The sequence below is a fragment of the Kangiella shandongensis genome (assembly GCF_020005365.1).
Lineage (GTDB): Bacteria > Pseudomonadota > Gammaproteobacteria > Enterobacterales > Kangiellaceae > Kangiella > Kangiella shandongensis.
The window spans coordinates 336,909-358,731 of the sequence record NZ_JACNML010000002.1; the positions used below are offsets into that span (position 1 = coordinate 336,909).

The following is a 21,823-nucleotide window of genomic DNA, read 5'->3' on the forward strand; positions in this document are numbered from 1 at the left end:
TAAGCCCTACATCTTATTTGTATGCCTCATTTTCCCAAACCACGCTTATAAGCTTACTTTGGATGGTAGGTATTGTTATGCGCCTGATAATCCAGATAAGGTAGCAAGTTTTTCGCACTGAATGCTTTTTCAAAAAATCGCTTAACGGTTTTATTGCGATCGACTGTCGCTGCATCGAAATAGGAATGGCTTCGATTAACCGCTTTACAGTTTGTAAAGTCGACATATAACGCATTCTTCGCATCCAGAGACATCAGGTAATGCCCCAGTCTGGCCTTTTGCTCTTCGCCCGGTTTGCGTCTGGACCAGGACAGAGCGTAATCGTCGGCATTAATCGTGACATATACCGACTTGCGACAACGTAGCGTTTCAACCCAGCCCTCATGATCCTCATTATTGGTATCGGCAGCGACCAGCAGGATATTATCAAACACCAGCTGTCGGGCTTCCGATAAACTACTTTTTAACGCATGCTTTAACACATAGTTGCCCATGCTGTGGCAAAATAAATTGACCGATACATCACAGAAGCGCTCAAACAATAACGACAAGTGTTCGCGCTGCTTGGTTGGGTTTTCCGGAAATTTGGCCGCTGCCTGCTTCTCAAGACGTTTGCGCGTCGACTGGGTTAATAAACAATGATGACGGCCAACAATATCGATCACTCGATTTAAGGCATCATCAGAAGCCCTGGCATCCCGCTTATCCGCTAAGTAAGACAGGGTCCCTGACATGGCACCGCCGCCATTCGCCGGCCAGGTAAAAGGCACAACCAAAACATCATACAAACTTTCGAGCTCATGCGCAGTGTGGTAAATATCTTTCAGGTCATTGTTATAACCATGGACATATAACAAAACGCTCTTACCCGTTTTCTTCGCTTCTCGAAATGTCTCGCAGGCAACTTTAAGGCTGGCATAATGAGGCTCATCCATATCAAGATCCAGCTCGAACTCCTGTTTAAAAGCCTGCACTTCCTCTTGAGTTAACTCATCGGGCAGTAATTCGATAGTCGGGTTTCGCAAACCGTTAATCCTGACTACCGATAACTCGTTAGGGCCCTTCTCATTCGGGTGTTTGGTCAGCTTATCAAAGCCTGGCTGGCTGGCATCAAAAGCGCGGTTAGTAATAAAGTACATGACATTATCCTTAATATTCTGGCTCGCATTATTATTATGCGTCACTGAAAACTTAAAGTATGCGACCTCCCTCGCAGCAAAATAATGCAAAACTGCATCAACAACAAAGAAAAGAACCTCTTTGAACTTCGCTCAAACAGCGTTTATTATCAAGACACACTTATAAAAACCTGTGTGGAGTCCGATGAAACTAAAAAGAACCCTGATGACGCTGATAATAAGCGCCAGCTTTATCCCCTTATCCCAGGCCGCCGACCGAGTGACCGGGGACATGCATGCTACTCGCTCAGAGATAATAGCCCCCAATGCCATGGCAGCGACCAGCCAACCGCTCGCCACACAAGTAGCTCTGGACGTCATGAAAAATGGTGGCAATGCCATCGACGCAGCAATCGCAGCAAATGCAGCACTCGGCCTTATGGAGCCAACAGGTAGTGGTATCGGTGGTGATCTGTTTGCTATTGTATGGCACGAAAAAACTCAGCGACTGTATGGGTTAAATGCATCCGGGCGCTCTCCCCAAGGTCTGAGCTACGACCAATTAAAAGCAGAACTGGACAAGCTTGAGCGAGACAAGTTGCCGCCCTATGGCATGCTACCGATATCTGTCCCAGGTGCTGTTGATGGCTGGTTTGAGCTCCACCACAAGTTTGGCAAAATGCCAATGGATAAAGTCTTACAGCCAGCGATAAATTATGCTGAAAACGGCTTTCCAGTATCAGAATTGATTGCCTACTACTGGAACCTGAGTGTACCTCGTTTAAGCCCTCAACCAGGTGCGTTCAGCGAAACCTTTACCATCGATGGTAAAGCGCCCCGCGAAGGTCAGATGTTCAAGAATCCTGACTTAGCAGCAACTTATAAATTGCTTGCACGCGATGGACGTTATGCTTTCTACAAAGGTGAGATTGCTAAGAAAATCGACGCCTTCATGAAAGAAAATGATGGCTACTTAAGGTACGAAGATTTAGCCACGCATGACTCAAACTGGGTCGAGCCACTTGGAGTCGACTATAAGGGATACACCCTGTGGGAACTGCCACCGAATGGTCAAGGTATCGCCGCGCTACAGATGCTACAGATCATAAAGAACTTCGATCTAGCTAAGATGGGCTACAACTCGACAGATAGTTTGCATACGCTGGTCGAAGCCAAGAAATTAGCATTCGAAGATCGTGCAAAATTTTATGCCGATTTAGACTTCGGAAAACAGCCTGTGAAGAAACTGATTTCCGACGCTTATGGTAAAAAGCGCGCAGAACTGATTAAAGAACGCGCAGCACGTACGGTTCAGGCAGGTAACCCAAATCTGTCAGAAGGCGATACCATTTATCTGACTACGGCAGATCAGGAGGGCAATATGGTGTCACTAATCCAGAGTAATTATCGTGGCATGGGATCTGGGGTCGTGGTCCCTGGGCTGGGCTTCGTTTTTCAGGATCGTGGACAGTTATTCTCGATGGACAAGTCTCACGCTAATGTCTATGAACCAGGAAAACGCCCTTTTCATACGATTATTCCAGCATTTGTCACAAAGGATGGTAAACCTCATATGAGCTTTGGTGTCATGGGCGGCGCCATGCAACCGCAAGGCCACGTACAGATTCTGGTGAACATGATCGACTATGGCATGAACCTGCAGGAAGCCGGTGACGCTACACGTTGGCAGCATATGGGCTCTACAGAACCAACAGAAAGCCAGCAGGCATACCTGACCGATGGCGGCTATATCGAAGTAGAGTCTGGTGTCAGCCCACAAGTACTACGTGACTTACAACAAAAAGGACATGACGTGCGTAGCGGCAACGGTGGATTTGGCGGCTACCAGGCGATACTGCGTGATCACGAAGAAGGCGTCTATCGCGGTGCTTCAGAATCACGAAAAGACGGACAGGCGGCTGGCTTCTAACCCGCCCCGTAAAATCAAAGCGGTTTACCTTATTGGCTTAAACCGCTTTTTCCATCACATAGTCATCCATAACATAACCACCGCCGATATCTTTGACGACGGAGTCCGTCATGGAGAAGCCCAACTTTTTATAGGCATCGATTGTTGCTACATTCAGCTTATTAACCGTCAGTCGTATGACCTTAGCAGAATGGGCTTTCGCCTGTTGGATAATATAATCCATCGCTTTTTTGCCAATGCCATGCCCACGTACTTCTTTTGCTACATAAATTTTACTAAGAAATACAACATCATTTTCAAAGTGAAAACTGAAGTAGCCCACAGGATGACTTTGCTCATACAAAATATGGTAGTTAGCGCCCTGTTCAATCTGTTGCTTAATCGCTGGGGAGGTCTGGTACTTACCGAGCATATAACGAACCTGTTCCTTTCCGATGATCGGCGGATAGTGTTCTTTCCATATTTTATTCGCAAGCATTTCAACTAAAACAATATCATTTTTAGATTCAACTTGATTGATTATTGTTTTGACCATTTCTCAACATCCTATTTTTATTTTGAACCTTTCACGCTATCCATAATACGTGATTTAGTTTTGATTTTTATCAATTATATTTTCTTTTTCACCAAAACGTGGAACAGTTCTTGTTTTATATCTCATATTTGCATTGAGATATATCGCAACTTCCTTGACCATTAATAAATTCAAGGGCTGCAACGATTTTAATAAAAATTTTCTAATTTGAAATCAGCAAGATTTTTTGCGTTTTTTTGCAGCTGATTTTTTCCGATAACACCAGTACCAAAACCAGCTGCCACTGACACAGATCCACCCTAAAATAATGCCACTTAAAGTAATCAAAATTAAGTAGCCATTACCACCAACCGAGGCAATATGAAGCGGGTAAATTTTTTGTGCCAATTGAGTACCGACGGTTTCATTTCGATAGTCGGTCACGCTCAATACCTCGCTGCTATCTGGATTGAAAGAGAGGTAGCTTCGACCATTGGGGTGCCACTCTTCGGGCTGTCTCAATCTTAATTTATCACGCTGATGGTAGACCATGATGGTGCTGGCTTCTGGTAAAATTTCTGTTACCTGCTTAATCCGGGTTTGCCAGTCAGCTGGTAAATGTGAAGCCTTATTATTCTGCTCTAAGATCGTATTGGCATGATCAACAATTTTTTTTGACTTTTCGGGGAATAGATAATTGAGACCGCTATTAAACGCTGAAGAGTATATCATCCCAACTCCGGTAACGATTAACAGCAACATTGGCAGAAACAATATAACGCCAAACGTTCGATGGGTCTGCCACAGGGTCTGGCCCCACTTCTTCTTGCCCGGCCTGGACCAGGTAATACCAAAGTCACGCTTACTAAACTTCCCTTTTGGCCACCACTTGATTAACCCGGTGATAAACACCAGGATCGCGAGCAGGCCCAACACGCCCTGTAACTCTTCCCCTAAATTATCGAGTAGTAAATGGTGATGAAACTCTGTAAACCAGCTTATCCAGTCAGCGTACTTGCCGCGTTCTACCAACAATTCTCCTCTTTGAGAAAAGTATAGCCGCCCCCCTGATTTATCAATAACCTCGATCCAGGGGTGAAGCTCCGTCGGCAGGAAGCTATACTCGGCCACTGCCGATACGGAATCGAGCTGCAATACCTGAACCGCTTGCTCAGCACTAGCGCCAGCCTGTCCTGCTAATTGCGGGTATTGCCACTCGAGAAAATGATTTTTATAGAGCAGAATGGTTCCGGTTAAAGTAATCAACAACAGCCAAAGGCTGAGCACCAGGCCCAGCCATTTGTGCACGAGCATTGAAAACTTTTTCATTGGACTAAACTTCGGTCCTTACCAGGAATAAGACCAGTTCAAACGAACCGTCCGTCCTCGTCCTCTGAAATTACGCGCATCATTACCGGCAGTCTGTGCGTAATAGGTGAAGTATTCTTCATCCAACAGGTTTTCCAGACCCAAGGTAAACTCGCCGGCTGACTGAGTCAGCATGCTCAGCGTATAGTCTACGGTTGAATAACCGTCAAAGTTATTAATCGCATCAGCGCCCTGATAAATATCTCTATCAAAGAATGTATTCCACTGCAGTCGACTATTAACGTTCACCGTCCAGTCATGCTGCCAGAACAAATTCAGGCGACGGGGTGCAATATTGCGGCCTCCCAGCTTGGCATCAACGACGCCATCGTCATCACTGTCGAACTCACCATCATTGTCGGCATACAGCAAACCCAAGCTAGCTGCATCGGCCAAACCATACTCGGCAGATAGTTCAAAACCATGAATCTCTGTTTTCTCACGGTTAACTTCATAGATACCATCAGCATTGGGCGATAAACGCGCACCTAAATCCGAGTCCGACTCGAAGTAACTGGCCGCAAAGCTAAACTGCTCGCCGAGATACTCGACACCGATTTCATTATTATCGCTGAGCACTGGCTGTAAGTTCAGAAACGAGTCAACTGACAGGTCCGGCTGGTTAATGCCACGCAGTACACGCCCGACATCTGGCATGCTGAAGGCTTCCGAAACGCTGACGAATGCGCGCCACTCATCATTAATCTCATATACCACACCAAAATTTGTCAGCAGCTCATTGAACGATGGTTCACCGCCCTTAACGAAGCTATTGTTATAAGACGCAAGTGTTGTGAAGTCGTCAACTTTTAACTTGCCGTATTCATAACGAAGTCCAGCGCTAAAACTCCAGGCGCCCTGGTTCAAACGTGCCTGTAGGAACGGTGCCCAATTCTCAAAGTCTGTTTCAGGAACCCATTTTCGCCCCGTCTGTGCCAGCTCCTGGAATGTACGGTCTCTTAAAAAGTCAAAACCACCAGTCATATCAATCGCCGTATCAGCAACCTGTTGCCAGTTTAATGTCAGGCGCGAACCTAGCTTGTTGGAGTCATTGCGCGACTGGTCATAGAGATCATCACCATACTCTGGGTCCTGAAATGTTGCGAAGCGTCCCCCGCCGTACAACGCTGAAAAACTCTGCGAGAATAGCTGCCACTTTAGATCGGCTCCCATCCAGTCAGCGTCGCTGTAATTTAAGCTGACCGTAGTAACTTCATTTTCAGCAGGATCACCCTCAACGTCACCTCGAACAGAGGTTGCTGGGATGCCAGCGGCTCGATCACCGACAAGGGTTGAATAATCTCCATTCGAAGCCAGTTCAAAATGATTCAGCATCAACTGCAATTGCTGCTCATTATTAAATTGATAAATAACTTTACCGAAGATATCCTGGCTGCTGGAGTCCATGGTATCGCCTTGCGTCGTATCGACGCCGATTAACTCGCCGTTGCCATCGACATACATCCCGGTTTCACGCAAGTGAACGCCAGCCACAAACTGCCACTGCCCCTCTCCATGGGATACCAAGTAGCCTGCGTCATAAGACATGCCTTCAGATGTTTCGCTGGTTGGCGCACCAATTCCAGCCGTTAGCTCGTGCTCCGTACCACTCTGTGCGGTCTTAGTGATGATATTGATAATACCACCACTGGCACCCAGCCCCTGTATTGCGCTAGCACCATGAATAACCTCAACCCGCTCAATCATCATCGGATCAATGGTGTTTGCTGAACGCGATCCATTTCGTAAAGGATTCGACTGCGGCACACCATCGATCAGGTACAAAGGCGTACGACCACGTAATGTCTCGCCTGAACTGGTTAATTTCTGTCTTGATGGACTGAAAGACGGCAATAAGTTACCCAGAATGTCTGATAATGAATTGCTGACCGATAACTGCTGACGAATATCGGTACCATCAATGATAGTAACCGTCGCTGGTACCGCACTTTGCTGTAAAGGTGCCCGGGTGGCGGATACAACCAGTATTTCAGTATCTCTAGAGTCCTCAGCGACAGCTGTATTCAAAGTTAAAACGGAGCTAATAACAGCAACAACAGCGCTATAAATTGGTGTTTTTTTCATGGCTTATTGAGTATTCATTAAATATGTCGCGAATGATAACAATTCTCATTCTTAAAGCAAGTCAAATTTGATTCAATTAATAAAAATCATCAGCAAATAGAGAGTTGGAGATAAAACGGACACAAAAAAAGCGCCTTCGGGCGCTTTTTAATATCGAAAAAAAAAGAAATAATGACGTTATTCTTTGCTCATCTCGATAATTTCTTCAGCTGTCTTACCGTCCAAAGCTTCTTTCATCGCTTCTTCAGCTTTTTCTTTGTCGGACATGTTCTCCATCGCAACTTTCATCGAAACCGCCATCATCGCCGCACCGAACTCAGCCTTCTCTGCTTCAGTCATATCTTTGGTTACTTCTTCCATAGAAGCCTTCATCGCTTCTTCACTAGAAGCATCAATTGTAGGAGCCCCACAAGCCGCCAAAACAAACGAAAAACCAACAACTACAAGTAAATAAATAAATTTTTTCATAATATCGTCCTTTGTTAATTCAGCAAACATCATACCGATTCTTTCACAAAATAGGAATAAACCATGAAAAATATTAACCGAAAGTAACTGATGTTATGATACGTCTTTTACTGTCCTTTAAAGTATCGTGTCAAAATCTGAGAAACCGTCGAAAGTAAACTTACCGCATGAGGCATCTCACGCTACGATCCTTGAATTTTTAATCAAGCAGTTCCCCCATGTTCCAATACATGAATGGAAGCAGCGCATGGCGGATGACTCAGTTTACCGAGAGGATGGTACGATAATAAAGCCAGATAGCCCCTACCAACCGGGCTTAATTTACTACCACCGTCAGGTAAGCGCAGAGCCCACCATCCCTTTCAGTGAAGAAATCATAGAGCACAACGAGCATTACTTAATCGCCTACAAGCCACACTTTTTGCCAGTAATGCCAACCGGTGTTTTTGTGAACGAATGTTTGCAACAACGACTCATCAAAGCTACAGGGAATACTGAATTACAGGCCGTTCACCGCTTGGATAGAGATACTGCAGGCCTGGTTCTTTTTTCTACCAAGCCTGATACCAGACACCACTACCATGAGCTGTTTGGTCAAAAGAAGATTGAAAAACAGTATCAGGCAATCGCAAAGATCAGCGAACAAAGCTCGCCTTCTGTTGGACAAAAGTGGCATATAAAAAACTATCTTGCCCGCTCCACCCCTAAGTTTTTATTTAAAAACCTTGAGTCTGCTGATGAAACAGTAAAAGCTCAATACGCCGAATCACTCATTGAGTGCACCCAAATAAAAAGCAATAAGGCACTCTTCAAACTCGAGCCCATAACCGGTAGAACCCACCAATTACGCCTGCATATGCAGCATATTGGCTACCCCATCTTAAATGACAGATTCTATCCTGAACTACAGCCCAAATCAGCAGATAACTATGAGAAGCCATTGCAACTACTGGCATATTGTTTAAAGTTCACCGACCCTGTCAGCCAGCAAGATGTCACCTACCACGCCCCGGTAACCCTTGAAGTGTAACCCGCTCCATGACAACAAAACCGTCAGCTACGTTAAGACATTGCAAGCAAACTGACCACCACATATGACGTCTAATAATAAAATCGCAAAAAACAACAGCAGCGGGCCACTCATAGCAATAGCTGTGTAACGTGCTATTACCGAAGGGGCAGAGCTCGTCCGATTCTTCCATGCCATGACGGCGCCATACACTACAGGGATAGGATAAAACAGAATTGTTGCAGCTAAAAACAGTGTAAGTGTCGAGCTTTCACTTCCTGGTGCATCAAACATAAAAAACATTAGAACCAGTCCAATGGGCCAAAGCAGCAACGATGCTCCTAACAGAAAACATAACGTTAAATAAACTCTTTTCATACCTCTTCCCTGCTCACCCTGAGTGACTTACAAAAAGTTTAGCTTACTACACAATGATCACTTAGCTATCATTTTCTACTTTAATAGAGCACTTATAAAGATACTGTAAGCTTGTATTATGCATAACATTCTGTCAGATCATCAGTAATGACATAAACTCATGCACAGGCGTTTGCTGTAAACGTTTAGAGTTCATAAGTAACTCGATAATATCGTCAGCATGCCGTTTCGGAAAGCGGCTATATACGTTCTGTTTAAACTTACGGACTAACACCGGTATTCCTTCTTCCCTGCGGCGGCGGTGCCCCAGCGGGTATTCAATAGTAACTTTTTCCGTCGATGAGCCATCTTTAAAAAAGACCTGCACGGCGTTGGCAATGCTCCGCTTTGAAGGATCATGATAATCCTTAGACCACTGTTTATTTTCGTTAACCACCATTTTTTGACGCAACCGATCAATCCGTTCATCAGCAGCTACATTAGCTTCATAGTGCTCCGCCGTTAAGTCACCGAACAATAAACCACAAGCGACCATATACTGAATACAGTGATCACGATCGGCCGGATTATACAACGGGCCTTCCTTAGAAATAATACGAATCGCGGACTCATGGGTAGTCAACTCAATACGCTCAATATCCTCTATTCTGTTAACCGTTTCCTGATGAAGCCGAGTGGCGGCCTCAACAGCCGTTTGTCCATGAAACTCAGCGGGATAAGAAATTTTAAATAAAATATTTTCCATCACATAACTACCGAAGTCTCTTTGAAAATTAAACCGCTTTCCTTCAAACGACACATCGTAGAACCCCCAGTTATTGGCTGTTAAAGCACCTGGGTAACCCATCTCACCAGTCAAAGTAATCATGGCCAACCGAACCGCTCGAGAGGTGGCGTCTCCTGCGGCCCAGGATTTTCGTGAACCAGCGTTGGGTGAATGTCGATAGGTACGCAGTGACTGACCATCCACAAAAGCTTGTGACACCGCATCGATAATATCTTCTTTACTACCCCCCATCATGTGAGTAACCACAGCAGTGGATGCAACCTTAACCAAGATCACGTGATCGAGCCCCACTCGATTAAAGCTATTGTCCAAAGCCAGTACGCCCTGAACTTCATGAGCTTTAACCATCGCCTCTAACACAGACTGCATGGTCAATGGCGCATGCCCTTCTGCTATTGATTGTCGGCTCAGAAAATCAGCCACTGCTAAAATGGCACCAAGGTTATCCGATGGGTGCCCCCATTCAGCGGCCAGCCAGGTATCATTAAAGTCCAGCCAGCGGATCATGCATCCAATATCAAATGCGGCTTTAATCGGATCCATTTCAAACTGAGTTCCGGGCACTCTGGCACCATAAGGAACAAGAGTATTTGGCACCACCGGGCCAAGATGTTTAGCACACTCGGGATAGCGTAACGCCAACAACCCACAACCCAATGTATCCATTAAACAGTAGCGAGCCGTTTCCATTGCCTCTTCGCTGTCGACAACATAATCAGCAACATATTGAGCTATCGCAACTAGCTCCTGATCCGGTTCAGGTCTAACGTTTGACTCGACATTACTCGACATAATCACACCTACATTCAAAATGTAATATACCCACCATAAAATTAGCTCATCATTGATTCAAGCGTAAAACTCAGATGTTCCGAGTACTATATAACGTTACTTGACGACAAAGGTCTTATTGACTGTGCCAGCATTAACCTCAGAAATCCAAATGTATTCGCCAGGCTCTAAGTCCACCATAACGTAGCCATGATTGCCTGCATCCATATGTTCCAGGCCGCCAAGAAAGTCTACTGGAGCTGGCGCTCTAAAACCTCCCGGGTTAGTCCAGTCCATCCAGTGAGCGATTTTATCTATGCTGACACTACCATCTAACCGGGCCAAGTTTAGATCATATGGCATAAATCCTTCGGGTTGCTCTAACATGGAAATTTTAAAGGTTTGCCTACCAGCGGGGATAGTTTGAGGCGCATCAACACCTGAATTCGACACACTCACCTCATGATAAGCTTCAGGCTCTACTGCATCGTTCATCTCATCCGTCACAACTACCTGATGTAACATCCCCATGAGCGTATGCCATTGCCCGTCAGGGGCCTTGACGTAGCACTCCAATAAATAAGTACCGCTTTGATCAATATAAAAGGTGGACTCAGTCTTATCCCCTGGAGCTAATAACCCAGCGCCACCCACCCAAGTCATTTGCAGTCCCCACTCAGGAATATTTCGCTGTAAAAAAGGCCCTATATCAGCCTTAGTTAACTCGCCCCTGCGTAATCCCTCCATTAGTGGGTTGAAAACCGGCGCAACGTCTCTTAGCTGATCATCAATCGTTTTACCCTCAACCAGCCTGTACATTCCCACAAAGTGAACCTGCTTCCCGTTATTGGTAAAGCGGAAAGTCGTCCAGCCTTTCTTCAATTTGGCTGGAGCATGGATCTTAAAATCACTCGTTGTGACATCAACGATACCAGCGTCCACCTCCTGCTCATCCGCTTCTAAAATTGCAGTGTTTTCATCAGCGGCTTCGGAATCAGAAGCCGAGCCGCTTTCCTGGTTACAGCCGATGATTAACAGACCGGATAAGGTCAACATCAAAATGAGCTTTGAAAGCTTTATTAACAACATGAGTACTCCCTCAACAACAGTGAATTTCTGCAAACCACCCGAAGGTGATTTAGCTCCAAATCTCCTTTTCAGCTATATGTTGTACGCGCCTTCTTTATCGTGGATTTGCTCTCACAATAAACCCAGTATCCACACCAAACCAGAAAACTTTTTTCTTCGGATCAAAATACATGTGTCGAACCGAGCCGCCAGTTTTAACGACAGTGCGACTCACAAACTCTTTAGCCCGCGTATCAAAACCTGCCATGATATTTGGGTAAGGCCCAGTTTGCCCAATCCATATCCGCCCCTTGTCATCTAAAGCCGTTCCATAGGGCTGACTATCGCTTCCTTCGGGTGTCATCCATTCATTAAAACTATTGGTCTTCGGATTATATTGCCCTAAATAACCTTCTCTAAAATCAACATACCAGATAGTGTCATCAGAAGTAATTTCAATCCGTCGCGGACGCGCATTATCACGGGGAATAGTAAACTCTTTTAATTCAAAACTTTCCTCATCAACCGTAGCAATTTTATTGGTTCCAACTAATACGGCCCAAGGTCTGTCCTTTGAATCTACTTTGATGCCATAGGGTCTGGATCGAGGTTCAGTGGCGAAAACATAACGCACCTGACCCGTTGCAGTATTAAGGTGTCCGATTGCGTTGGACTGCTGAGCCGTAAACCAGATATTCTCAGCTTGATCAAAAGCCAAAGTATGAGGGTCTTCTACCCCCTCAGGCATCGGGAATTGTTTGATGTCTCCAGTCTCGGGATCGATACGACCTATATGACCATTCTGATTACCGGCGTACCAGACAAACCCTTCGCTATCGACAATCAGATTGTGCGGATGACTTCCTTCAGGCACAGAAAACTGTTTCATTTTGCCTGTATCCGGGTTCAACCGCGCAATATAGTTACCCGCCTGACCACAAAACCACACCATACCGTCCGGAGCCACGGCAGGGTCCCTTGGTCGCCCTTTCCATTCAACCTCGTAAGGGGTAAAGGTTAACAATGAAGGCAAGGTATCCTTCTTTGAAGGGTTATCAGCGGCATCTGTAATGTTCAGCACCAAAGCCGTAGCGAGACATAAACTGATGCCAAACCATGTATAACTGGAACGACGCATAGGAACTCCTGACTGGGGTACACCTATCCACAGTATAGAACCTAGTCACCCTAACCGCAAAGCGACATGAAAGACAATAGCAAGTGGTTTGCCAGAGACTGCCAGTTAATCGAATGGTGACTTCAGCCGAAGCCACCACACATTGCCGTTACGCTTTGATATTTAGCGGTTGCGCTACTTCCCATAAACCGCGAGTAAAGTCAGGGATATTCATCGTCTGACTACGATTGGTTACCGACTCATGACTTAAGTGATTAATACACGACCAGGCGGCAGCATCATACACGTTTTGATCTAATGGCACGCCATTACGCAGGCAATAAATAATGCGCCACATCATGACGAAATCCATGCCGCCATGACCGCCATTTTCCTGCGCATCTTTCTCCAGTTTAGTCCACAACGGGTGGTCATATTTTTTATACCACTTATCCATCTCATAATCCCACTCGTGGTAATTGCCGGAGTTTTCTAAAGCAATACGATTCGGGAAACCGGCGAAAGCCCCTTCCGTACCCTGAATTAGATTATGACGGCTGTAAGGACGCGGCGTGGTGGTATCGTGCTGCAACATAATCGTACGACCTTTAACGGTCTTAATAATCGAGGTGTTGATATCGCCAGTAATATAGGTTGCCTGATTACGCTTATGCTCTTTGGGGAAGTTCTCTTGCGCATAAATTTGGCGTCCCATCGCTGGTGAGTCTACCGAACTTAAATAGTCCATGCGATCACCACGGTTGATATTCATATACTGCGCAATAGGCCCCAAACCATGAGTCGGATATAAATTACCACGACGTTTCGCATGCCAATCAGTGCGCCAGGAGCCCGTTTTGTGTTCGACTTCCTTCATCTGCCAGCGCAACTCATGGATATAAGCAGCTTCACCATGCAACAGCTCGCCGAATAAACCCTGACGCGCCATATTCAACACCATCAACTCATCACGGCCATAACACACATTCTCCAACATCATGCAGTTAAGCTGAGTGCGCTCAGAGGTTTCCACCAACTTCCAACACTCATCAACCGTTAAGGCCGCTGGTACTTCGACAAAAGCATGTTTTCCCGACTCCATGGTTTCAACGCTCATCGGCACGTGCCACTTCCACGGCGTGGAAATAATCACCATATCAATATCATCGCGTTCCAGCATGTCACGGTAGCTATGCTCGCTACCCGTATAAGCGCTTGGCCTCTCGAATCCAGAATCCACTACATGCTTCACTGCTCGATCCAATACTTTCTGATGGGTATCGCAAATAGCCTTAATCTCAACGCCATCAAGCGTACACATGGTCTTAACATGCCAATAGCCACGCTGACCTACACCAATAAAGCCAACGCGCACCGTATCCAGTTTAGGCGCCGCCAGCTCCATAACAGACTTTTGTTCGGATAATTTAGATAAGGATTTGGCAGAAGCACCACTGGCCGCCAGGGAAGCCGTTACTCCTGTAGCCACAGCCCCTTTTAGGAATTTACGACGATTAATATCAGACATAAGCGTTTTCATTATCAGGTTATACAATGATTCTTGTAAGCTACCTGAAACCGCTACTTAAAAACAACTCTGATGAGATAGTAGATGAAATAATTACCCCCAACCTCTAGCTTGTCATCCCAAACTGGATTTGGGATCTATACTTTGTTGCTCAAAACAGTGAACATCTAAAAAAGGTTCGGTAGCCTCGATTAGCTTTCGCGCACCATGGGTGACCAACGGAAATGCCTTGGTACACTTCCTTTGGTCGTAATCGAGGTTCTCTAACCAAAACCTCGAAGTCCCTTCCAGGCTACGCCTGCTTAACTCTTACAACCTTCAATACAAAAAACAAGATAACACTTACCCCCAGAACAAGTAACACAAACCATAGATTGAAAAACTTAACTAAGCTGGTTGTAGGCTTGGTCATTTTAGTATCACCTGAAAAGTGAGGCAGCATAAAAAAGCTTTTTGTAAACGCAAAGCCTTTATTATTAATGACTTCGCCATTTTCACTATACTCTAAAGCAAAGTCATCATTTTGGTTAAGATAAAGATGCCCTTGGTTGATCATATTGTCAGGAAGCTTTTTTTTATCAATGACTGATACTGTTTTCCCAGCCATTTTGAAAGAAAAAAGATACCCTTCACGACTTTCTGCTTTTTCGAAGAAAACACCTGACTCATCATTTAATGCAAAGCTATATACATTAGGAGACAACAAGACTTGTGCCTTCTCCACAAAACCCAAAGGCTTTAACTTTTTATGCTGAAAACCAGTTAGAAAGGCACTATATGCATTGAATTGGCCAAATGGCTTATGAAGGTATTGATTTCCAGATTTTTCAAAGAAATAAACAGGTCTTAAAACTTTATCCCCCATAGCTACCTTCATTGAATAAGCTTTCATAGTTCCTGCAGTAGCCACCCAATCACCAGCCTGAACTTCAGTATTTGCATCATAATAAAACTTTTCGAACTGCCTAAACTTCTCATCTTCATAATCGGCAGGAGCAACTACGGACTCTAAATCCTTATTGTTAATCGCTTGTAAAAACTGCTCCATGGTCTCATCATCTTTTTGATAAGGCTTAAGCGAGCCAGGATTGATCACGACAGAATCTTTAGCTATTTTCATTCCAAAGAATGAATCCGAATAGTACAAATCGATTAAGCTAACTCTAGTCGCAATACCTATTGTGGCGACAATCAATAAGATTAATACAAATTTAAAAACGCCTTTTGTCATAATATCTCCCTGTTTTATTATCGTTTTAATCAAAAGATTATGCAGAAAAGCATAAGAGGAGCAGTTTTACGCTTCACATCCAGATAGTTCAACCCTTATAAAGACTTTTCCCTAAACTGGTGGATGATTTTATGGCCGTTTAGCTCGATGGTTTCTGTTTGACCAGTATAGACACTACTAACCTGAACTGAACCACCAAAAAGTCCTTCAAATTACCGTAGCCTCGATTAGCTTGAGCGTAATCGAGGTCTTATACATAAAATCTCGAAGTTCCTTCGAGGCTACGCTTGCTCTGGCCACATTTATTCGAAATTTCTTCGAGGCTTCGCTTGAACTACCCCATTTACTCTTGCTAAAAGCTATTAGGTTTGAGTATCTTTCAATGCTTGACCTGCTGGTCGGCTTAAAATCTCTACAACTGACTTTTGATTCGATAGATCACTCTCTTTACTCTCGGTGTAACCAGTCGATTGTGGTGAGAAGATGGAACTGGCGGCCTGTAGTAGCACAGCATCCCTAACACCTTCATCCCCAGAAGCCTCAACTAAAGCAGTGTGAGTCATAAGCGCATTCTGCCTATGTTTATTTATTATCGCATTATGTTTATGGTTCAAAAAGTTCTTAGCTGATAAAAATAGCATATACGCAATAACAAAAAATATTAACACCTTACTTATAGACAACTGTACAGCATCGTAAATATCTGAGGGCTTTAAGAAGGGAATTTTATGTAGAAAAAGACTCACAATTGCGAATGTCCCTAAACCTACAGCTAACTTTACTACATAACCTCTCCATTTATCAGCCTCAGTGCTATGATGTTCATACTCTGCATTAAAATGAACGGCTTGTTTGGTTACCCCTTCTTCTGCAGCAACTATTCTTATTTCTTCAAGCACTTTTTTTGCATCCTCTTCGTACTGATTTAATGTATCAGTAATACTGCTTGCTTTATCTTCGATCGACTGCAGAGTTGCTCTTGCGTCGGAATCCAGACGTTGAAAGTCAGCTGAGCGGTGTAATGAATACGATATATACTGGTGAAGGGAAGCAAATGCAGGCTGGTACGAATTAATTAAGTTTGTAATATAAGACTCTCGAACACCAACTGGGTCACTTTGTCCTGGATCGAACTCTAAAATTTCACTGAATAATTTATAATGGTTATTAGCATTGTTTTTGATTGATTCCAGCACATTATCTGGGAAATCTTGAAGAGCTGTAACCGATAACCTATTATAAAGTTCTACCAGTTTCTCGGCCGGCTCCACTGCATTTTCAAAGTTTAACTTGTTACCTAAGTCATTTTTTCGAGGTAAGCTATTTACATCAAACTCTTGCATACGCTTTAGTGCCGATGATGTTTCTTTAAATAGCTCTTCATTTCCTACTATCATATGTAACTCCTTTCACTTTTTTGTGAACTATCGCACAAAAATTAACCTGTGACAAATGGGCCTCAATGCAGATGTGACTTAAATCAAAAGGTTACCTGCTTAACCAATAGCACCAATATCCCCTTATATTGAGCAAATCATTTACAAAATATAGCAATCAAAATCAGTGACTTATGGAATCCCTTTAGGGAGAAGATTTTGATAAGAATTTTCAGCATAGGTGACCAATGGAAATCCCTTTAGGGAGATGTGATGTAAATTCTGGTGCGTTAAGTATTTTGTAAGTGATGCAGGTAGTCTCGCTAAGCGAGACCTCAATATCGGGGTGGGGTTCTCTTTGGTTCCTTTCTCTTAACCATATAAGAGAAAGGAACTCGCCGAGTGGCGAAATAATAAGTTAAGGATTGGAGAACCGTGGATACTAAGAAACCTTCCCTTCAGGTTATACTTCTAACTACCAAATTACTTCCATACCTCACGCATCAAATTGTAAGCATTTAACCCCAGTACTTTCTCAATTCGAGTACTGCTGTGCCCTCTTTCGGCGAGCTTGTTGGCCAGCAGGTAAAACTGATCCGGACCTACAATATCCGGCATAAAGTTCAGGTTACCTAGTTTTTCGCCCGCGGCGGCGGCGCCATTATCAATTCGGTGCTGGGTCATATTGTCAGTGTCTTTTCGAACCTTATCCATATTATCAATAGCAGTGTAGCCACCATCGGTTCCAATCGACACATGATCTTCTCCACAGACGTTTATCGCATGTTCGATGTGTGCGACCAGGTGGTCCGAGTTAGCTTTACTGTCCGATGCAAGAAACGGCATAAAGTAGAGACCAAATAGCCCGCCTTTATCAGCCAGAAGGCGCATCTCCTTATCGGTTTTATTACGCGGTAAATCGACCAGAGCACGGCATCCACTATGACTAATGGTAACAGGTGCCTTACTCGCGGCTATCGCTTCGAGACAGGTGCGCTCGCCACTATGACTGAGATCGATGAGTACGTTGGCTTCGTTCATCTTCTCAACCACCTTATGACCAAACTCGGTTAGCGGTAATCGCGAGCTAACGTTAGCGCCGCCGCCGATTTGGTTCTGACCATTGTAAGTCAACTGCATGGTGAGTACGCCGAGGTTCTTAAAGGTGTCAACGTTATCCAGATTATCACCCAGGACATGGCTGTTCTGGAAACCCAGGGTTACCGCTACTTTTTTATCTTTCTTCGCCTGTTCAATATCGTCGAACGTTCTAACCAGCGTCAGTACGTCGGAATTAGCGTCAATCAGCTTCTGATGCTGGCTAAGCATGCTCACACTTGATTCAAACACATCATCGCCTGGATATGCTGGGAAAGGTGCGCCTGTGGTCTGGCGATAACAATCGAGCCCACTTTTCAGTAAATCACGTCTTAGACGCTCCGACATACGCCAGTCATCTTGAATACTGCCAGCCGGATCATTGATATCGTACAGCACGCCCAGACCATCAAACACAAACCAGTCGTTGTATTGCTCTCTGCTAATAACAGTCTTAGTAGCAGACGAGGCTAGTAAACTGCCAGAGCTTAAGTTCAAACCAACAGAGGCAGCGGCCATCGCTGAGTTAGTAATAAAAGACCTTCTATTCATTGAAGTTTATCCTTATGTCCAAGTTAATGGGGGCGTGCATTAAACTTTCTCCAGCACTTTTGCAATATATTGCGCAACATGTTACCTTTATTCCCAAATTAGAGTCAATGAATTCTTTGTTGCAAACAATTTCATTCAGTAAGAAAGTATCTACAAAGAGAATTTAGAGAGTAGTATGAACGGTAAAGCACTGTTGGGTAAACGCGCGGAAGATCTGAGCAACCTCATTGAACAACAAACTCAGCCGATATTTGATAGCCTGGGCATTATTGTTCCAATCAAGTCCTGCTCTACCCTACTCACCTTGTCAGAATTAGATCAAGCGTCGCTGGCGGACATAGCGCGCCAATTACAACAGTCGCACCAGCTGGTAAAGCAAAAGCTCCCCAAACTGATAAAGTTGGATTTAATTCAGCAAACTGCAGATCCAGAGGATAAACGACGAACGCTCTACTTTTTGACACCACAGGGAAAGTCGCAAACCCAGAAAATCAGAGACTACCTTGAGCAATCAGAGACTCTGGTAGATAGTATTTCAAAAGATATCGGCGTCGACCTATTCGACGCCATCGATCAGGCTATTGAATCTATGCAGAACAAAAGCCTGTGGGAAAGATTTAAAGGGCCTGATTCCTACTAGGGAAAATATAGAGGTCCTCTCCTCTTTTTGTACTTTGGTAACGTCAGTTTGATGAATACGGACGATAATCTGTGATCATCAGGGTCATAATGAATAATCACTGGTTTACCGACCTGATAGTTAGCCAGGAAATTTTCTGCGTCTTTGTAAGTACATTGATTGTAAAGCACCAACGCTAACTGATTACCGGTATAAGTTTGTCCATTTATTTCATAGCTATATTCGATACAGGGTGTATATGTTCGAGTGCTTACCGAGTCGTAACCTAATCGACTAACCTCTTCCTTGACCTTAACGCCTTTAATGACACCACTCGTACGCTTCCAGTGCCGATACATTTCCGGCACCTTTTCAGCATAACCTTTAAATTCTTCAAGCGGTTTCTTGAATGCTGTAGCTACTAACCGTAAGAAAATAACGGAAACAATGATAAAGATGCCGAGCCCTATGATCGTTGCCAGCATTTCATTCGACATAGTTATCCCTGTGATTCAGTCTTTTTTAGAATTTAAGCAATCCATGAATACAGTATCTAAGAACCGGGCATTCCGGCTCTGCTAAAACATACTGTTACTGACTTTTAGTTTCGGCTAGTAGTTTTTGAATATCATCGCCAGATAGACTCTTTAACTCATTGAAGGCAGCTTTTGTCGTAGACTTATCACCGGAGCCTTCTCCTGTAAGACGATAAGCCCCATCTATCTTCTGAAAACTGAAGTAAAAAGGCATAGCCGGATTACCTGTGTCACTTACAACCACAAGCGACTTATTATCAGAGCAACTATAAACCAACCAATTTGCATCGCCATAAACTTTTTTCACAGGCCCTGTGTAGCAACCCATCCCACTATTCTCAGTTGCACTTACAGAATTAAAAGTAAGTATAAAACCGATGACTAAAGCGTTAATAGATAGTAAATGTTTCATCCCTTCTCCTATGGCCGAAGGCTAACAGTTCATTTGTAACTTTCGGTTCTTAAATACAACGTATACGCCTATGAGCCCCATACCTATCCCCATCATTAGAGAGACAGGTTCAATAACACCTTTTGTGATATATAAATAGATCGACCAACCAGCAAATATAAGCGTAAACATAAAGTAGACCATCGCGCCTGAAGGAATTAGTGGAGCTTTTTGACCAATACTGTATATCTGCTTATTACGCTGCACTAACTCCTGCAACTCATCAACCTCGTGTTCACAAGACTCCTTACAAGCTAGTCCGTGCCCAGTATCATAAGAGCAGTCGACACAAATCCCTTTGGTACACGCCCGACATACACCAACCGCTTCTTTGTTAATATGTGAATAGCATTTCATGTGTATTTCTCATCCCTATGTCTCTATTAAAAACTTATTCTCTCTATTTCAATAACCTGACTTCCAACGAGCTTAGCTTCTATTAACTCATCTCCAGATAGACCAAAAATTCTATCTCCGATAAAGAATGGCCTTGTGTTACCGTACCAGTCCTCACAGGACACTTCACAGAATTCATCTTTACTATTTTCTTTACTCACTAACTCTCCAGCAACCCTTACCCCATTATCCCAATTGAAAAAAGTAATGTCCGAAGACACATCCTCACCCCAATGATAATAGTTATGTTCTTCTTCTCCTTTGCTCTTAAGTTGAGTTGTTAATCCGAAAATTGCCATATCATTGATACTAGTAGCATTGAAGGCATGCGATCTTGTCTCTCCCTCCAGTCTGTCGTGCAGGAATAACTGCTGATATGCTTGTGGAGTAGCTTCAGGTATTACCGTGAGCCCTAGATTTAAATCTTCTGTTTCTCCGACTACTAAAGCCTTCTCCCCAAGATTTTCAAACCTATTCGCTGAATGATTAAGATCCAGAGTGCTACTTGTTCCCGTATGTAAATTAATCATTGTTGATTCAGTGTTGTTCAATTCTCCGAAGTGATTCATGGTGCCATAAATAAAACTGTCTGAGAGAAAGTAGTTATTAGTATAATCATTAACACCTGTCACATTAGCAATTACATCAGGCTGGGGGGAGTACTGCCCTTTAAACATATGTTCTTTTATTTTTATCAACTCCCCTGTCGTCTTACTACTTAAACCAAACATGTATAAGTCACCGCCATCTTCATGAAACGAAAACTGATCTAGTGGCTCTAGTTCTATTGGAAAATAATTAACAGAAAAGTCTGTCAGAGAAATTCGATATAACTTAGAGTCGGAAAATAGCTCTAATTTATTGTGATACTTACCTTTATATTCATCTGACATTGAGTAATAGTATGCACTAGATGGATATACTAGTGTGCTATCTAAGCTAAACTCCCCATCGAGCAATACTTTGCCCTTCCACCCAGTTAACCATAAATAAGCAAATTCTCCTGAAATATAATACTCAGGAAAATCACTTCCTACTACTCCAGATGACTCGCAATAAATTTTTGCATCATTTATGGGGCACTTAATAAATAAGTGCACGTATGGCTCTTCAAGTTGATTTGTAGTGGCAGACTAAACCCGAACACTCTTTTAAGTGGTAGTATTACCCTTAACAAAGAGGTGTTCAATGGTAAGAAGAAGACAACGTCGGTCATTCAGTCCGGAGTTTAAACGAGATGCTGCGAGTTTGGTGCTTGAACAAGGCTACAGTTATGCGGAAGCAAGCCGAGCCGTGGATGTCCATGACAATACCCTCCGAAAATGGGTTCAGCAGTTAAACAGTGAGCAAAGCGGTCAAACGCCTAAAGGTAAGGCGATGACCCCAGAGCAGCAGAGAATACAAGAGCTTGAGGCTCGCGTGA

The 21,823-nt window shown here is 43.9% G+C and carries 21 protein-coding genes; 4 read left to right on the forward strand and 17 right to left on the reverse strand.

Annotation, left to right across the window (positions count from 1 at the left end):
- Positions 1-53 precede the first annotated feature (53 nt).
- Positions 54-1,139 carry an alpha/beta hydrolase gene (locus H7708_RS03375; protein ID WP_223669060.1) on the reverse strand — a complete coding sequence of 362 codons (1,086 nt, stop codon included), beginning with the start codon at positions 1,137-1,139 and terminating at the stop codon, positions 54-56.
- 184 nt (positions 1,140-1,323) lie between these two features.
- On the opposite strand from H7708_RS03375, the gene ggt reads away from it, so the two are divergent.
- Entirely contained in the window at positions 1,324-3,048 is a 1,725-nt protein-coding gene (gene ggt / locus H7708_RS03380; RefSeq protein WP_223669061.1) for a gamma-glutamyltransferase, read from the forward strand.
- Positions 3,049-3,085: 37 nt separating this feature from the next.
- On the opposite strand, the gene H7708_RS03385 is transcribed toward ggt, so the two are convergent.
- The 4 genes from H7708_RS03385 to H7708_RS03400 form a co-directional block, all read right to left on the reverse strand.
- Positions 3,086-3,583 (reverse strand): GNAT family N-acetyltransferase, encoded by a 498-nt coding sequence (locus H7708_RS03385; protein ID WP_223669062.1) that lies wholly within the window; start codon positions 3,581-3,583, stop codon positions 3,086-3,088.
- A gap of 213 nt (positions 3,584-3,796) precedes the next feature.
- A complete protein-coding gene (locus H7708_RS03390; RefSeq protein ID WP_223669063.1) occupies positions 3,797-4,891 on the reverse strand; it encodes a PepSY-associated TM helix domain-containing protein in 1,095 nt (364 codons plus the stop codon).
- An 18-nt stretch (positions 4,892-4,909) separates the two neighbouring features.
- Complete coding sequence (locus H7708_RS03395) at positions 4,910-7,015, reverse strand: TonB-dependent receptor (RefSeq protein WP_223669064.1); 2,106 nt, start codon at positions 7,013-7,015, stop codon at positions 4,910-4,912.
- 177 nt (positions 7,016-7,192) lie between these two features.
- Complete coding sequence (locus H7708_RS03400; RefSeq protein ID WP_223669065.1) at positions 7,193-7,516, reverse strand: DUF6694 family lipoprotein; 324 nt, start codon at positions 7,514-7,516, stop codon at positions 7,193-7,195.
- 94 nt (positions 7,517-7,610) lie between these two features.
- Here H7708_RS03400 and H7708_RS03405 point away from each other — a divergent pair, with 94 nt between their 5' ends.
- Positions 7,611-8,513, forward strand: a complete 903-nt coding sequence (locus tag H7708_RS03405; protein WP_223669066.1) for a pseudouridine synthase — start codon at positions 7,611-7,613, stop codon at positions 8,511-8,513.
- Between the two features lie 27 nt (positions 8,514-8,540).
- On the opposite strand, the gene H7708_RS03410 is transcribed toward H7708_RS03405, so the two are convergent.
- The 8 genes from H7708_RS03410 to H7708_RS03445 all read right to left on the reverse strand — a co-directional run bounded on the left by H7708_RS03410 (position 8,541) and on the right by H7708_RS03445 (position 18,398).
- Positions 8,541-8,870: a hypothetical protein gene (locus H7708_RS03410; protein ID WP_223669067.1), complete on the reverse strand. Its 330-nt coding sequence runs from the start codon at positions 8,868-8,870 to the stop codon at positions 8,541-8,543.
- Positions 8,871-9,003: 133 nt separating this feature from the next.
- Positions 9,004-10,449, reverse strand: coding sequence for a bifunctional 2-methylcitrate dehydratase/aconitate hydratase (locus H7708_RS03415; protein ID WP_223669068.1), 1,446 nt, complete (start codon positions 10,447-10,449; stop codon positions 9,004-9,006).
- Between the two features lie 96 nt (positions 10,450-10,545).
- The gene (locus tag H7708_RS03420) at positions 10,546-11,517 is read right to left on the reverse strand and encodes a hypothetical protein (protein ID WP_223669069.1); all 972 of its coding nucleotides are present in this window, start codon (positions 11,515-11,517) and stop codon (positions 10,546-10,548) included.
- A gap of 94 nt (positions 11,518-11,611) precedes the next feature.
- On the reverse strand, positions 11,612-12,634 hold the full coding sequence (locus H7708_RS03425) for a Vgb family protein (RefSeq protein ID WP_223669070.1): 1,023 nt from the start codon (positions 12,632-12,634) through the stop codon (positions 11,612-11,614).
- A gap of 148 nt (positions 12,635-12,782) precedes the next feature.
- Positions 12,783-14,141 carry a Gfo/Idh/MocA family protein gene (locus H7708_RS03430; protein WP_223669071.1) on the reverse strand — a complete coding sequence of 453 codons (1,359 nt, stop codon included), beginning with the start codon at positions 14,139-14,141 and terminating at the stop codon, positions 12,783-12,785.
- A 292-nt stretch (positions 14,142-14,433) separates the two neighbouring features.
- On the reverse strand, positions 14,434-15,372 hold the full coding sequence (locus tag H7708_RS03435) for a hypothetical protein (protein ID WP_223669072.1): 939 nt from the start codon (positions 15,370-15,372) through the stop codon (positions 14,434-14,436).
- A 362-nt stretch (positions 15,373-15,734) separates the two neighbouring features.
- A complete protein-coding gene (locus H7708_RS03440) occupies positions 15,735-16,769 on the reverse strand; it encodes a hypothetical protein (protein ID WP_223669073.1) in 1,035 nt (344 codons plus the stop codon).
- Positions 16,770-17,231: 462 nt separating this feature from the next.
- On the reverse strand, positions 17,232-18,398 hold the full coding sequence (locus tag H7708_RS03445; protein WP_223669074.1) for a dipeptidase: 1,167 nt from the start codon (positions 18,396-18,398) through the stop codon (positions 17,232-17,234).
- A 175-nt stretch (positions 18,399-18,573) separates the two neighbouring features.
- On the opposite strand from H7708_RS03445, the gene H7708_RS03450 reads away from it, so the two are divergent.
- On the forward strand, positions 18,574-19,038 hold the full coding sequence (locus tag H7708_RS03450; RefSeq protein WP_223669075.1) for a MarR family winged helix-turn-helix transcriptional regulator: 465 nt from the start codon (positions 18,574-18,576) through the stop codon (positions 19,036-19,038).
- On the opposite strand, the gene H7708_RS03455 is transcribed toward H7708_RS03450, so the two are convergent.
- The 4 genes from H7708_RS03455 to H7708_RS03470 form a co-directional block, all read right to left on the reverse strand.
- Complete coding sequence (locus tag H7708_RS03455) at positions 19,035-19,514, reverse strand: DUF3592 domain-containing protein (protein WP_223669076.1); 480 nt, start codon at positions 19,512-19,514, stop codon at positions 19,035-19,037. The two genes, H7708_RS03450 and H7708_RS03455, sit on opposite strands and share 4 nt — an antisense overlap.
- Positions 19,515-19,608: 94 nt before the next feature.
- On the reverse strand, positions 19,609-19,965 hold the full coding sequence (locus H7708_RS03460; protein ID WP_223669077.1) for a hypothetical protein: 357 nt from the start codon (positions 19,963-19,965) through the stop codon (positions 19,609-19,611).
- 21 nt (positions 19,966-19,986) lie between these two features.
- The gene (locus tag H7708_RS03465) at positions 19,987-20,361 is read right to left on the reverse strand and encodes a hypothetical protein (protein WP_223669078.1); all 375 of its coding nucleotides are present in this window, start codon (positions 20,359-20,361) and stop codon (positions 19,987-19,989) included.
- A 26-nt stretch (positions 20,362-20,387) separates the two neighbouring features.
- Positions 20,388-21,500 carry a hypothetical protein gene (locus H7708_RS03470; RefSeq protein WP_223669079.1) on the reverse strand — a complete coding sequence of 371 codons (1,113 nt, stop codon included), beginning with the start codon at positions 21,498-21,500 and terminating at the stop codon, positions 20,388-20,390.
- Positions 21,501-21,588: 88 nt separating this feature from the next.
- Between H7708_RS03470 and H7708_RS03475 the strand changes: the two genes are divergently transcribed.
- The coding region (locus H7708_RS03475; RefSeq protein WP_223669080.1) for a transposase at positions 21,589-21,823 on the forward strand (235 nt) is incomplete at its 3' end.

Excerpts from the sequence above, each read along its gene's own strand:
- H7708_RS03375 (WP_223669060.1), bottom strand. The coding sequence starts at position 1,139 with ATGTACTTTATTACTAACCGCGCTTTTGATGCCAGCCAGCCAGGCTTT.
- ggt (WP_223669061.1), top strand. The coding sequence starts at position 1,324 with ATGAAACTAAAAAGAACCCTGATGACGCTGATAATAAGCGCCAGCTTT.
- H7708_RS03385 (WP_223669062.1), bottom strand. The coding sequence starts at position 3,583 with ATGGTCAAAACAATAATCAATCAAGTTGAATCTAAAAATGATATTGTT.
- H7708_RS03390 (WP_223669063.1), bottom strand. The coding sequence starts at position 4,891 with ATGAAAAAGTTTTCAATGCTCGTGCACAAATGGCTGGGCCTGGTGCTC.
- H7708_RS03395 (WP_223669064.1), bottom strand. The coding sequence starts at position 7,015 with ATGAAAAAAACACCAATTTATAGCGCTGTTGTTGCTGTTATTAGCTCC.
- H7708_RS03400 (WP_223669065.1), bottom strand. The coding sequence starts at position 7,516 with ATGATGTTTGCTGAATTAACAAAGGACGATATTATGAAAAAATTTATT.
- H7708_RS03410 (WP_223669067.1), bottom strand. The coding sequence starts at position 8,870 with ATGAAAAGAGTTTATTTAACGTTATGTTTTCTGTTAGGAGCATCGTTG.
- H7708_RS03415 (WP_223669068.1), bottom strand. The coding sequence starts at position 10,449 with ATGTCGAGTAATGTCGAGTCAAACGTTAGACCTGAACCGGATCAGGAG.
- H7708_RS03420 (WP_223669069.1), bottom strand. The coding sequence starts at position 11,517 with ATGTTGTTAATAAAGCTTTCAAAGCTCATTTTGATGTTGACCTTATCC.
- H7708_RS03425 (WP_223669070.1), bottom strand. The coding sequence starts at position 12,634 with ATGCGTCGTTCCAGTTATACATGGTTTGGCATCAGTTTATGTCTCGCT.
- H7708_RS03430 (WP_223669071.1), bottom strand. The coding sequence starts at position 14,141 with ATGTCTGATATTAATCGTCGTAAATTCCTAAAAGGGGCTGTGGCTACA.
- H7708_RS03435 (WP_223669072.1), bottom strand. The coding sequence starts at position 15,372 with ATGACAAAAGGCGTTTTTAAATTTGTATTAATCTTATTGATTGTCGCC.
- H7708_RS03440 (WP_223669073.1), bottom strand. The coding sequence starts at position 16,769 with ATGATAGTAGGAAATGAAGAGCTATTTAAAGAAACATCATCGGCACTA.
- H7708_RS03445 (WP_223669074.1), bottom strand. The coding sequence starts at position 18,398 with ATGAATAGAAGGTCTTTTATTACTAACTCAGCGATGGCCGCTGCCTCT.
- H7708_RS03450 (WP_223669075.1), top strand. The coding sequence starts at position 18,574 with ATGAACGGTAAAGCACTGTTGGGTAAACGCGCGGAAGATCTGAGCAAC.
- H7708_RS03455 (WP_223669076.1), bottom strand. The coding sequence starts at position 19,514 with ATGTCGAATGAAATGCTGGCAACGATCATAGGGCTCGGCATCTTTATC.
- H7708_RS03460 (WP_223669077.1), bottom strand. The coding sequence starts at position 19,965 with ATGAAACATTTACTATCTATTAACGCTTTAGTCATCGGTTTTATACTT.
- H7708_RS03465 (WP_223669078.1), bottom strand. The coding sequence starts at position 20,361 with ATGAAATGCTATTCACATATTAACAAAGAAGCGGTTGGTGTATGTCGG.